This is a genomic window from Pseudoalteromonas tunicata, from assembly GCF_002310815.1.
Lineage (GTDB): Bacteria > Pseudomonadota > Gammaproteobacteria > Enterobacterales > Alteromonadaceae > Pseudoalteromonas > Pseudoalteromonas tunicata.
On the sequence record NZ_CP011032.1, the window covers coordinates 3,448,603 to 3,461,436 of the forward strand.

Sequence of the window (12,834 nt, forward strand, 5' to 3'; positions counted from 1 at the left end):
TTAAAATTGAGCGATAAAAAAAGCTGCAAAAGCAGCTTTTTCTTTAAACTTTAACTGGGTCTGGTAAATTCCGACCATAAAAGATTTCTTGCATTTCACGCGTTAGTTTTGCACGAATTTCATCTTCTTCAGCTTGAGTTAGGTCATCGGTTGTAATACCAAATAAATAAGTATTTAAATCCGTTTCTTTTAACATCATTTTGGTGTGAAACAAGTTTTCTTGATACACATTCACATCCACCATCTGATAGGCATCACGGGTGTCTGCGGTCATGAAATTTTGAATCGAATTGATAGCATGATCGATGTAATGCTTTTTCCCGTGCACATCACGAGTAAAACCACGTACACGATAATCTATCGTCACAATGTCAGATTCTAAAGAATGAATTAAAAAGTTTAACGCTTTAAGAGGCGAAATAACCCCACACGTTGACACTTCTATATCAGCACGGAAGGTACAGATCCCATCATGAGGATGCGACTCAGGATAAGTGTGCACACAAATGTGACTTTTATCTAAGTGGGCAACAACAGAGTCAGGTAAAGGACCAGGCTTTTCGTCTTGATCAACATCATTAATAATAGGCTCCTCAGAGACTAAAATTGTGACACTCGCCCCTTGAGGATCATAATCTTGGCGCGCAACATTCAAAATATTAGCACCAATAATATCAACAACTTCACCTAAAATATCGGTTAGGCGATCCGCATTATATTGTTCGTCAATGTACTCAATATATTCTTTACGTTGTTGTTCAGTTTTTGCATAACAAATGTCGTAAATACTGAAGCTTAAGCTCTTAGTTAAATTATTAAAACCATGGAGCTTAAGTTTGGTAAATGGTTCGTTCACGATAAACCACCCTCACTTCTGGCTGAGTAATCTGCACGAAGCAGCATTAAAAAGACTGAGGATTTTATACGAATACACGACCAGTAAAAAGTTTTTTTTCGGCTATTATGCTTCTAGCACTTCAAAACTGTGGGTGACATCTACCGTCTTATCTAACATCAGTGCTACAGAACAATACTTTTCAGCTGATAATTCAACAGCACGGGCCACATGTTTCTCTGAAACACCATAACCAGTAACAACAAAATGTAAGTTCATTTTTGTAAACACTCGCGGTGCTGATTCTGCTCTTTCGCTTGTAAGTTGCACTTCTACATTGGTAAAGTTTTGTTTTGATTTTTGTAAAATACTCACCACATCCACTGAAGAACAGCATCCTGCAGACATTAAAACCATTTCCATCGGACTTGGTGCAGCACTGTCATGACCCGCATCAAAAACAACATTATGCCCAGAAGCAGAACGACCGATAAACGTATCACCTTCAACCCATTTTACATTTGCTTGCATTACGCTCTCCTGATAATTATTAAGCCAAAAAAGGCTACCAGCAGAGTGTATGGATTTGATTTTAGAGTGCAACAAAAAAGCGATATTTCACTTTTATGGTTACCTTAATTAGACGTTAGCATCCGCAACAGCAGAATCGAAAAGGTTTTTCACTAGGCAAATAAACTCATCAATAAACTCTTTTTGTTCTATTGTGATTGGTTGATTAATCACGCCCGAGAGTACTTCTTGTAAGTCATACACAATACCATCAATTTCACGCACAATGAGGCTGCGCTGCTCAGTATTCAAACCTTTATGTTGCTGGCAAAAATTCATTATTTGTTCGGCAATATAGTCTTCAATGAATGAAATAACCGTAGGGGCACCTGGCGCAACTTGGCCTGGTTTTTCAAATAAAGATAAGTGCTGAGTCAAATACATGATGAGATCATCATAACCCTGCGTATTAGTTACCATAAATTTTCCTATCTCAATTTGCTTAAGCTTTGCTAGTTATTTAAGCAGAAAGAGCTCGTAATTACTAGCAAACAATTTAAATGAAAAAAGCAGCCAAAGCTGCTTTTTTTCATTTGGAATTTACAATTAAAGCACAAGCCCAGGACTTAAACTTGTTGGTAAACTCACTTGCTCAAGTTCAACCGAAGCTACGGGGTAAGCACAGTAATCTGCGGCATAAAATGCACTTGCTCTGTGATTACCTGAAGCACCAATTCCACCAAATGGTGCCGCACTCGATGCACCTGTAATTGGTCGATTCCAGTTAACGATACCAGCACGAATTCGACGTAAAAAATGCTCATAATCAGCTTGATTATCGCTTAATAAACCAGCCGACAAACCAAAACTGGTGTCATTGCCAAGCGCAATGGCAGCATCAAAATCGGTAAAGCGAAATACTTTTAGCAAAGGGCCAAAATGTTCATCATCAGGGAAATCCTTTACATCAGTACAATCTATGATACCAGGAGTAACAAAGCCTGTTCCTGCTATATGCTTAAGTTCAACAAGTATTTTGCCACCAAGGGATACTAACTGCTGCTGTGCCGCAACCATTGATAATGCAGCCGCTTCAGAAATCATTGATCCCATAAACGGTTGATCTTCATCATCAAAGTGACCAATTTTTATCGCTTGAGTTGCTTTAATCAACTGCGCTAATATTAAATCGCCTTGCTGATCGGCACTTAAAAATAACTTACGAGCACATGTACAACGCTGACCACTAGAAATAAATGCAGATTGAATAATATCGTGAACTGCAGCTTTAGTATCAGCAACATCTTTAACGATAAGAGGATTGTTTCCCCCCATTTCAAGCGCCAATATTTTCCCCGGCTGACCAGCAAATTGTTGATGAATAAAGTGACCAGTGCGTGATGAACCAGTAAAAAACAAGCCATCAATCCCTCGATGTGACGCCAGCGCTTTACCGGTTTCAACTTCACCTTGAACTAAATTAATCACACCTGCAGGCAAACCTGCTTGCTGCCAAAGTTTAAGAGTCAGCTCAGCGACTAAAGGCGTTAATTCTGATGGTTTAAATACCACAGCATTTCCAGCTAGTAATGCAGGAATAATATGACCATTAGGTAAATGCCCAGGAAAATTATAAGGGCCAAAAATGGCAACTACACCGTGTGCTTTATGACGAATAAATGCTTTACCTTGCGGCATTGGATTTTCGACTGTGCCGGTACGCTCTAAATACGCTTTTTCAGAAATAGCTACTTTGCCTATCATCGCAGCCACTTCGGTACGAGTTTCCCACAAAGGTTTACCTGTTTCTAAACCTATTGTTTGGGCTAGTTGCTCTTTATTCGCCTCTAATTGTAAGGCAAAGTTTTTCACTACAGCAAGACGCTCTGCAAATGATAGGTCTGCCCAGACATAATACGCTTCACGGGCAGAGTTAACCGCTAAGTCAACCTGCTTGGCATCGGCAGCGTTCGCTTGCCAAATAACTGAATTTTTAGCCGGATCAAGTGAGCTAAATAATGCACCTTGACCTTCTAGCCATTGACCATTAATAAATTGAGCTGCATGAGACATTTACGACTCTCCTATAGCTTAAAGTGCGGCAATACTTAACGTATCGCCTGCAACAAGTAATAAAGCATCTGCTATCTCTTGTGAGATAACGATTTCATCTGAATCAAGCACAACATGCAAATCGGCTAACGTTGCTCTAAACTCCACTAAACCATCATTTGATAGCATCATTTGACGACCACCAGAATTGTGGCCAATCACTACTTTACGCTTTTCAGAAATACGAACTGTACGGATGTTACCGACTTTAGCTTCGACCGTCGGACCTGCATCAAAAATATCAACATAACCGTTAAAGGTAAAACCTTCACTTTTTAATAATTCGATAGCGGGACGAGTTTTGTCATGTACTTGACCAATCACCGCTTGCGCTTCTTTACTTAGTAAATTGACGTAAATCGGGTATTTCGGCATTAACTCGGCAATAAAGATTTTTTGGCCAATCCCAGTTAGGTAATCTGCGGTTGGAAAGTCCATACAAAAGAAATGTTCTTCAAGCCATTGCCAAAAAGGACTGCGGCCACTGTCATCTGAAATACCACGCATTTCTGCAAGTACTGTTTCAGCAAAACGTTGCTGATGAGCTTTGATAAACATAAAGCGCATTTTAGACAATAATTTTCCGTTACCATCTTTGCGATATTTATCGCGTAAAAATAAAGTACATAATTCAGTCGCACCAGTGTAATCATTACAAAGGGTTAAAATATCAACCGCTTTATAAACATGTAAAGTGCGTGATGAATGAATAACTTTGCTTAAATGGTAATGGTAAAAAGCATCATCTAATCCAACGGCGGCTTCAATTGCCGCGGTGCCTGCCACTTCCTTCGTTTGTGTATCTTCAATCACAAACAAATAACCTTCATCTTCAGGTTGCGAAACATTTTTTGCAAATGAGGCTTCTGAACGGGCTATTTTTTTCGTTAATAATTCTTCATTAACAGGTAAAGAAGTAAAACCATGGCCCGATTCTTCTGCTATTTCTAGCAGTGCGGGAAAATCATCTTTTCGGATTGGGCGAATGATCATCATAAGCGCGCTTACTCCCTCAAATTCAGTGACGGTATAAAATGGGTAAACAAACAAAATTTACCCATCAAAAATTAATTATTGTGCGTTAACTACTTGCGCAACAGCCTTTTCAAAACGCGCCATACCTTCGCGAATATCCGCTTCTGGGATCACTAAAGATGGAGCAAAACGCACAACATTTACGCCAGCTACCAGCGCCATTAAGCCGTTATCGATACTTGCCAGCATAAAATCACGCGCTTTTCCTTGGTATTGTTCTGCGACCACGGCACCTAACAATAAACCTTCACCACGCATCTCTTTAAACACATGGTATTTATCATTAATTTGTGTAAATAACTGGCGAAATAACGCTTCTTTTTCTTTAACACCGTTGAGTACTTCTGGTGTATTTACAGTATCAAAAGCGGCTTCTGCTACGGCACATGCCAGTGGGTTACCACCATAAGTAGAACCGTGAGTCCCTACTTTTAAATGCTTCGCAATATCGGTTGTGGTTAACATTGCACCGATTGGAAAACCACCGCCAAGCGCTTTTGCCGTGGTTAAAATATCTGGAGTTACAGCTAAGCCTTGGTAAGCGTATAAATGACCGGTACGACCAACACCTGTTTGCACTTCATCAAAAATAAGCAATGCATTATGCTTATCACACAGCGCACGCACGCCTTGAATAAATTCAACTGTAGGGCTGATAATACCGCCTTCACCTTGCAAAGGTTCAAGCATGACCGCACAGGTGTTATCTGAAATTAGCGCCTCAAAAGCAGCTAAATCATTGTAGTTACAGTGATCAATATTGCCAGGTTTTGGGCCAAAACCATCAGAATAAGCGGCTTGACCACCCACAGTCACAGTAAAAAAAGTACGACCGTGGAAACCTTGGTTAAAAGCAATAATTTGTGATTTGTGCTCACCATAATTATCAAGCGCAAAACGACGGGCAAGTTTTAAAGCGGCTTCATTTGCTTCGGCGCCAGAGTTTGCGAAGTAAACTTTGTCGGCAAACGTCGCATCAACTAATTTTTTAGCTAAACGAATAGCGGGTTCATTCGCCATTACGTTCGCAACGTGCCATAATTTTTCGCTTTGAACTTTTAGCGCATTAACTAAAGCAGGATGACAATGACCTAAACAGTTAACTGCAATACCGCCAGCAAAATCTATATATTCATTATCGGCTTGATCCCAAACATGAGAGCCTTCACCTCGGACAGGGATCACCGCTGATGGAGCGTAGTTAGGTACCATTACTTCGTCGAATAATTCACGATTTACAGTCATTGTTTTTCCTTTATGTATGAGTACAAACAGATAAAGAAGGTTACAACCTTTATCTGTTGCACGGTGTTAGCACTAAAACTACCACTAATTTGAGTATCATTATTTCAAAAAAAACACTTAATGTCTTGCGACAAAAAGCGCTATAAGCCTTTATATACAAGGGATAAGATATTATTTCAATGAATATGAATAAGTATTTACGCCCATATCTCGCCAACCCCCAACACTGCACTTGGCGGCTTGATTTAACATCATCGTCTAATATTGCATTAATATACCAAGAATTTTTTATATTAAATTTGTTAACAAACTCAAATTCAGTGATAAACCAATAAATATAGCTACTTGAACCATTTAAATCAGAGCGAAGTCAACGATTTGACCTATAAAATACAAGAGTTGCACTTAGGTTAAGTAAGAAAACAGATAAAGCAGAGAGCTTAAATGTTAAACTGAGAAAAATACAAATAGGTACTGTAATCGAAGAGTTAATTGGCTAAATCATTTAGCCCAAACTCATCATATTTGAACGCTTAAAACTGAGTTTATGATGAAATAATTGAAAAAGAGTATCTAATAACTTTTTATAAAATTAGCTAATAATTCCAAACCAGATTGAGTCAAAATTGCCTCAGGATGAAATTGCACCCCCTCTAAAGGTAAAAAACGGTGTTTTAATCCCATAATTGCATCAATTTGACCTTGAGCATCTTCAGTCCAAGCAGTAACAGTTAACTGCTCAGGTAAAGATTGTTCTGCAACAACCAAAGAATGGTAGCGACAAACCGTTAAGTCATTGACCAACCCTTTAAAAACCCCCTGATTATTATGTTTAATAATCGATGTTTTACCATGCATCACTTCTTTTGCACGAATCACTTTCCCACCAAGGGCTTGAGCAATGGTTTGATGACCCAAGCAAATGCCTAAAATGGGAAAATACTCTTTTAAATGTGTAACCACATCTAACGAAACTCCGGCCTGAGTAGGAGATTTTGGACCAGGAGAGATAACAATATGATCGGGATTTAATTGAGTAATTGTAGCTAAATCAAGCTTATCGTTGCGTCTAACCACCACTTCTTGATCAAGGCGTTGAAAATACTGCACTAAGTTATAAGTGAATGAATCGTAATTATCGATCATCAACAACATAAAATTTACTCCAAAAATAAAAAACCAGGCAAAATCAGCCTGGTTTTATCTTTATTAAACTCACTTACTGGCGAGGAATAAATCCTACAGCGTCATAGACAGCTTTTAATGTATTCTCAGCACGTACGCCTGCTTTTTCAGCACCAGTGCGCATGATTTGGTTTAATAAAGCTTGGTCGTTACGAATTTCTTTGAAACGAGCTTGAATTGGCTCAATCATAGATACAACGGCGTCTGCGGTATCTTTTTTCAGATGACCATACATTTTGCCTTCATAATCAGGTACTAATTCTTCGATTGAACGTTTTGTTGCGACAGAAAGTAACGTCAATAAATTTGATACACCCGCTTTTTCTTGTGGATCAAAATAAATACGTGCTTGTTCATCAGAATCAGTGACTGCTTTTTTTAGTTTCTTTTCTATTTGCTTAGGCTCATCTAATAGCATGATGTATCCATTTGGATTTTCATCTGATTTAGACATTTTTTTACTTGGATCTTGCAAGCTCATTACGCGTGCGCCAAATTGCGGGATATAAGGCTCTGGAATTTTAAATACATCACCATATAAATTATTAAAACGATTGGCGATATCACGTGTTAATTCTAAATGCTGCTTTTGATCTTCACCGACTGGCACTTGATCAGCCTGATACAATAAAATATCAGCCGCTTGAAGTACCGGGTAGCTGTACAAACCTACGTTGATATTATTCACATTTTTTGCTGATTTATCTTTAAACTGCGTCATACGGTTTAGTTCACCCATTTGCGCATAACAATTAAGCACCCAGCTTAATTGAGCATGTTCAGGCACTTGAGATTGAACAAATAATGCCGATTTTTCAGGGTCGATACCGCAAGCAGCATAAAGTGCAATCCCGTCGAGTACACGCTGACGTAAAACCGCAGGCTCTTGACGCACTGTAATTGCATGTAAATCAACTAACATGAAGAAACAATCATGATCTTGTTGCAACGTAAGCCATTGGTTGATTGCACCAATATAATTACCAATCGTCATTCCACCAGTTGGTTGAATACCACTTAATACAACAGGTTTAGTCATGTTATTCCTTCTTTTTCAAAAATGGCACCTCACTAAGCATAGGAGGTCAATAATAGATTTTTCAGCTGCGCAATTTTAATCGCTTCAAGGCGTTGAGCAAAGTGAAACTCTAATTTATTTAACTAACGCTAATTGCGCACGCATTTGATCAATCACACCTTTGTAGTCTGGTTGATTAAAAATCGCTGAGCCTGCGACAAACATATCAGCGCCGGCTTCAGCAATTTCTTTAATATTATCAACATTTACTCCACCATCGACCTCTAAACGAATATTACGGCCAGAGGCATTAATTAATGCTTTCACCTGACGTAATTTCTCTAACGTATGAGGAATAAAACTTTGTCCACCAAAGCCAGGATTAACTGACATCAATAAAATAACATCGAGTCTATCCATTACATGTTCAAGATAACTAAGTGAAGTTGCAGGATTAAGCACCAATCCAGCTTGGCAACCATGATCTTTTATTAATTGTAATGTGCGGTCGACATGCTCACTGGCTTCAGGATGAAACGTAATAATACTGGCTCCCGCATCGGCAAACATTGGTATAAGGCTATCAACCGGCTTAACCATTAAATGAACATCTATTGGCGCTGTAATTCCATAATTACGAAGCGCTTGGCACACCATTGGTCCAATTGTGAGATTTGGCACGTAGTGATTATCCATCACATCAAAATGTACAACATCTGCACCCGCAGCTAAAACAGCTTCAACATCTTGACCGAGTCGTGCAAAATCGGCCGATAAAATTGATGGAGCAATTAAAAATTTAGACATAGTCACCTCACTTTGAACGGGCTGATAATGTAACCTATTTTATTTAAAATTTCACCTTTACAAACATTTAACATTTCATTAATCTGATAGGCGAGTATAATTTTTATTTACACCATCCTTGTCTTTTTATGCTTCTTTGATTAAGCTTTAGGCACGTTTATGCTTAAAGGGCTTTAGCAATGAAAATAAAAGGATTAAAACGGGTAACTATTGTTTCATCAATTGTTTTATTTTCGGCTTCAACTTTTTCAGTATTTACTTCAACCTCCGGCCAAAATTTTGGCTGCGCCTGCCCTAGTAGTTATGATAATGTTTATGCTTACAATCGTGCTATTGCTCAATGTCGCTTAAATACCGATTCAAATAAAAGTTGGTTCGCTTGGTTAAAAGGCGATAGCAGAAGTGCGCAATTTCATTATCTTGATTTACTAGAATTATTGAGTGAATCTGAGCAAGATAGCTCAATCTCAAAAACTCAATATATACCTGTCAAATAGCTTGAACCGCTTCATTGCCATTCTCCAAAGTGTATTTGCCGGATTTCTCGGTGTTCAAAGCGAGCAAAAAAGAAAGCAAGATTTTCAAGAACTCTCTCCGTTACCAATCATAATTACTGCACTTATCGCTCTAATCTTGTTTATTGGCCTTATTTATGGATTTGTTCAACTTGTTGTGCCTTAATCACCTTTAGCTTATTAGCGATAAAGTGCCATCAACTCACCCACTTTGTTGCGAGAACCACCTTTAGGGCTTATTGTCCTTTTCACTTGGATCATGTCTAATGAGGCTTGAGTATAAATTTTGCGAGTCCAAACAGTGTCATGATTTGAAATTAACACTGGGATCCCTTGCTCAAATGCCGCTCGCTCTGCAAAATTAGCCAACTGAGCTTGATCATCTAAATCAAAACCACCTTTCGCATAGGCAGTGAACGAGGCTGTTTTACTAAGAGGAACGTAAGGAGGGTCGCAATACACTACCGATGAGCGAGGTAAGTCATTAAATACATCAGCATAGCCTTTGCAGGTGAAAGTCGCTTTTTGTGATTTTTCAGCGAAAAAATATAGTTCTTTTTCTGGAAAGTATGGCTTTTTATATTTACCAAAAGGTACGTTAAATATCCCTTTTAAATTGTAACGACAAAGGCCGTTATAACCATGACGGTTTAAATATAAAAACAATACAGCTCGTTCATACGCGTCTTGGCTAGCGTTAAACTGCACACGGTATTGATAATAAGCATCACTGTAATTATTTAAATCAACAAATAACTTTTTTGCATCACTAATAAATTCATCAGGCGCATGCTTTAACTCTTTATACAGATTAATAAGATCGGCATTGATGTCATTAAGCACGTAATGTGAATAATCTGTATTTAGAAAAACGGAACCAGCCCCAACAAAAGGCTCTACTAATGTTTCAGCTTCAGGTAAGCGAGCCGTAATTTCATCAACTAGACTATATTTTCCGCCAGCCCATTTTAAAAAAGCGCGTGTTTTTTGTTTCATTTATTAATTAACAATCTTTTTGATTGGGCAATTTTACCCTAAATATGAGGAGATTACTTACGTTTTAAGCGAGCGATTTCATTATTAATTGTAGCGATTGATTTAGAAAAAGGCTGCAATTGCAGTAACTGCGGGTCAAGCTTTCCTTTAGCTAGCTGGCTTTGTGAAATATCCTGATATGGTCCAATGGTCACAACCCACCAATCTTTATCGTTACGTATTGTTTGATAGACTTTTGGTTCAATCAATTCATGGGTTGCCAAAAATTCAATTAAAACGTCCTCATTGCTAAGGGCTATTAATTGCAGCATGATCAATTTTTCATCTTGCTTTTTGAACCAGTCAGAATGTACTAAATCATTCTGCTCTTGCTCTATATTTTGTGTTGATAAAACGGCGTTTTTCTCATCAGAGGTTATAGGCTCATTTGGCTGCTCTAATCTAACTAAGTCCGACTTTTCATCAGCCTTGGGTTGTAATAACTCAGCTAAGATTTGTTTAGGTTGTGCACTTTTTAACTCTTGAGCACTCACCGCGATGTCTAGAGGCTGTAAAGTATGGTTAGGTTCGTCAGTCGCTCTAAGCATATCGCTTTGCGCTACTGGCGTTGAATCTAACAAAGCCTGAGCTATAAGCTTTTGATCATCACCTGAGCTTACAGACTCTTTAGACGCAATTTCTTCCATGTTATTTGCACTGGTATCATCTTTGTCTAAAACAAGCACCACTGGAGGTGAATCTTGAGGCTCAGCTTGAGTAGGTAAAATCCGTGGCACCTCAAAAAAGAAGTAAAAAAAGCTCACAATCACTACAACCAATAAAATAAGTAATGAAATAAGCCAGCTTAGGTATTGATGCTTTTTTACAATAGGATCAGCTGTTTTTGTATCAACCTTCATTTCACCCCAATTCAGTAATAAATTAGGGTTCCCTTGCGCGGCTTCTATAAAATGCGTAAAAACTGGATCAAACGAATGTGGTAAATGTTCATAATACATTGCAAGAAACTGTCTACTCTCAGAACCACTTAAAGGCTCAAGATAAATAGTGGTTGCTTGTTTAAATGCCAAGCTACTTACCGAAGCAGTTAAAATCAGTACTTGATGATATTGAGTTAACAGCTCAATATCGCTCAACAGCTCTTCACTTAAATATTGGGCATTATCTATCACCAACAAAATTGGCCCTAATGCATGGTTAAAGCTCAACTCTTTAAAATTTTCGCAAAGTGAAAGCGATTGATCAATAAGAGGAGATTTAAAACTCTGCTCTAATATTTGTTGCATAATTTCAAGTTCAGAGCTTTTACTATGCACAGATAAATAGATTTTTGTTAATTCAGGATACTTATTAGAAAGAAAGGTTTCAAGCAAATAGCTTTTACCAAGCCCAGCTTGACCTAATAAGGATATAATTGGTTGGCCATATTCATATTGTAATTCGATACGATCGACCAAGGCTTGTCTGCTTGGTAAAATCCTAGCCTGCATTTGAAGATATCAAATCCTCTAACTCAGCTTCTGTTACATCAGAAACAAGCTCACATTGACCAAAATTTTTAGGAAGAATAAAACGAATGGTTCCTAGCTTATTTTTTTTGTCTTTTTTCATGTGTTTGACAAAAACGTCTAAACCCATTTCTTGAGGGAAAAGTGTTGGCAAGTCGTATGCTATTAACAAGTTGATAATTCGCTGTAGCTCTACGTTTGATAATTTCCCACGCTGATAACTTAGCTTACTTGCCATTACCATACCTGCAGCAACAGCTTCACCATGTAACCAATTACCGTATCCCATTTGCGCTTCTATAGCATGCCCAAATGTATGACCTAAATTAAGTAACGCGCGTTGACCTTGTTCAGTTTCATCTTCTGCCACAATTAAAGCTTTAATCTGACAACAACGAAAAATGATATGCTGTAAATGCTCTGTCGATTGATCTTTTATCTGCTCAACATGCTGTTCAAGATAAGCAAATAATTCAGTATCATAAATCAAACCATATTTGATAACCTCAGCCATACCTGCAGCAAACTCACGCTCAGGCAAGGTTATTAAACTATTGGTATCAATTAAGACTAAGTCAGGCTGATAAAATGCACCTATCATGTTTTTACCCAAGGGATGATTTACTGCGGTTTTTCCTCCAACAGATGAATCAACTTGTGATAAAAGCGTAGTGGGTATTTGAATAAACGGCACACCTCGTTGATAACAAGCAGCAACAAAACCAGTTAAATCACCAATGACACCACCACCTAAAGCAATTAGACAAGTATCGCGGCCACAATTATTTTCCAATAAAAATGCGCTTACTTTCTCAAAGTACTCTAATGTTTTGTATTGCTCACCGTCAGGTAATACAATATGTAAAGGCTCACAAGGCGCTAATTTATTTAATAATAAATCTAAATACAGTGGCGCTACAGTCTCGTTTGTAACAACAACAGGACGTCGCGTTTTGATATAATCAAGAAGGTTAACCCCGGCTTCAAATATACCGGGGCCAATATAAATTGGATAACTACGCTCATCTAAATTAACGGTCAATTCAAGCATAAGCGGTTCTCCATAAC

Annotated in this window: 14 protein-coding genes; 2 read left to right on the forward strand and 12 right to left on the reverse strand. The window is 38.2% G+C overall.

Features of this window, described 5'->3' with window-relative positions; all coding sequences use genetic code 11:
- Nucleotides 1–43: 43 nt before the first annotated feature.
- The 9 genes from speD to rpe all read right to left on the reverse strand — a co-directional run bounded on the left by speD (nt 44) and on the right by rpe (nt 8,747).
- A complete protein-coding gene (speD, locus tag PTUN_RS15595; protein WP_009840524.1) occupies nt 44–856 on the reverse strand; it encodes an adenosylmethionine decarboxylase in 813 nt (270 codons plus the stop codon).
- 105 nt (nt 857–961) lie between these two features.
- A complete protein-coding gene (locus PTUN_RS15600) occupies nt 962–1,366 on the reverse strand; it encodes an OsmC family protein (protein ID WP_009840525.1) in 405 nt (134 codons plus the stop codon).
- A 108-nt stretch (nt 1,367–1,474) separates the two neighbouring features.
- Nucleotides 1,475–1,825, reverse strand: a complete 351-nt coding sequence (locus PTUN_RS15605) for a DUF3802 family protein (RefSeq protein ID WP_009840526.1) — start codon at nt 1,823–1,825, stop codon at nt 1,475–1,477.
- Between the two features lie 126 nt (nt 1,826–1,951).
- Nucleotides 1,952–3,418 carry a succinylglutamate-semialdehyde dehydrogenase gene (astD, locus tag PTUN_RS15610; RefSeq protein WP_009840527.1) on the reverse strand — a complete coding sequence of 489 codons (1,467 nt, stop codon included), beginning with the start codon at nt 3,416–3,418 and terminating at the stop codon, nt 1,952–1,954.
- Between the two features lie 18 nt (nt 3,419–3,436).
- On the reverse strand, nt 3,437–4,453 hold the full coding sequence (gene astA / locus PTUN_RS15615) for an arginine N-succinyltransferase (protein ID WP_040644333.1): 1,017 nt from the start codon (nt 4,451–4,453) through the stop codon (nt 3,437–3,439).
- Between the two features lie 75 nt (nt 4,454–4,528).
- A complete protein-coding gene (locus PTUN_RS15620) occupies nt 4,529–5,737 on the reverse strand; it encodes an aspartate aminotransferase family protein (protein ID WP_009840529.1) in 1,209 nt (402 codons plus the stop codon).
- Nucleotides 5,738–6,310: 573 nt separating this feature from the next.
- Nucleotides 6,311–6,892, reverse strand: coding sequence for an anthranilate synthase component II (locus PTUN_RS15625; protein WP_009840530.1), 582 nt, complete (start codon nt 6,890–6,892; stop codon nt 6,311–6,313).
- A 64-nt stretch (nt 6,893–6,956) separates the two neighbouring features.
- A complete protein-coding gene (trpS, locus tag PTUN_RS15630) occupies nt 6,957–7,961 on the reverse strand; it encodes a tryptophan--tRNA ligase (protein ID WP_009840531.1) in 1,005 nt (334 codons plus the stop codon).
- Nucleotides 7,962–8,075: 114 nt separating this feature from the next.
- Nucleotides 8,076–8,747 (reverse strand): ribulose-phosphate 3-epimerase, encoded by a 672-nt coding sequence (rpe, locus tag PTUN_RS15635; RefSeq protein ID WP_009840532.1) that lies wholly within the window; start codon nt 8,745–8,747, stop codon nt 8,076–8,078.
- Between the two features lie 179 nt (nt 8,748–8,926).
- On the opposite strand from rpe, the gene PTUN_RS15640 reads away from it, so the two are divergent.
- Both PTUN_RS15640 and PTUN_RS15645 read left to right on the forward strand, forming a co-directional pair.
- Nucleotides 8,927–9,244 (forward strand): hypothetical protein, encoded by a 318-nt coding sequence (locus tag PTUN_RS15640; RefSeq protein ID WP_009840533.1) that lies wholly within the window; start codon nt 8,927–8,929, stop codon nt 9,242–9,244.
- Nucleotides 9,189–9,428: a DUF2970 domain-containing protein gene (locus PTUN_RS15645; protein WP_232285051.1), complete on the forward strand. Its 240-nt coding sequence runs from the start codon at nt 9,189–9,191 to the stop codon at nt 9,426–9,428. Before PTUN_RS15640 ends, PTUN_RS15645 begins: the two co-directional genes overlap by 56 nt.
- 14 nt (nt 9,429–9,442) lie before the next feature.
- Here PTUN_RS15645 and PTUN_RS15650 read toward each other — a convergent pair whose 3' ends face one another.
- Genes PTUN_RS15650 through aroB form a run of 3 tightly spaced genes read right to left on the reverse strand, consistent with a single transcriptional unit; the run spans nt 9,443 to nt 12,817 of the window.
- A complete protein-coding gene (locus tag PTUN_RS15650) occupies nt 9,443–10,258 on the reverse strand; it encodes a Dam family site-specific DNA-(adenine-N6)-methyltransferase (RefSeq protein ID WP_009840535.1) in 816 nt (271 codons plus the stop codon).
- A 53-nt stretch (nt 10,259–10,311) separates the two neighbouring features.
- Nucleotides 10,312–11,748: an AAA family ATPase gene (locus PTUN_RS15655; RefSeq protein WP_009840536.1), complete on the reverse strand. Its 1,437-nt coding sequence runs from the start codon at nt 11,746–11,748 to the stop codon at nt 10,312–10,314.
- Entirely contained in the window at nt 11,738–12,817 is a 1,080-nt protein-coding gene (aroB, locus tag PTUN_RS15660; protein ID WP_009840537.1) for a 3-dehydroquinate synthase, read from the reverse strand. Before aroB ends, PTUN_RS15655 begins: the two co-directional genes overlap by 11 nt.
- Between the last annotated feature and the right edge of the window lie 17 nt (nt 12,818–12,834).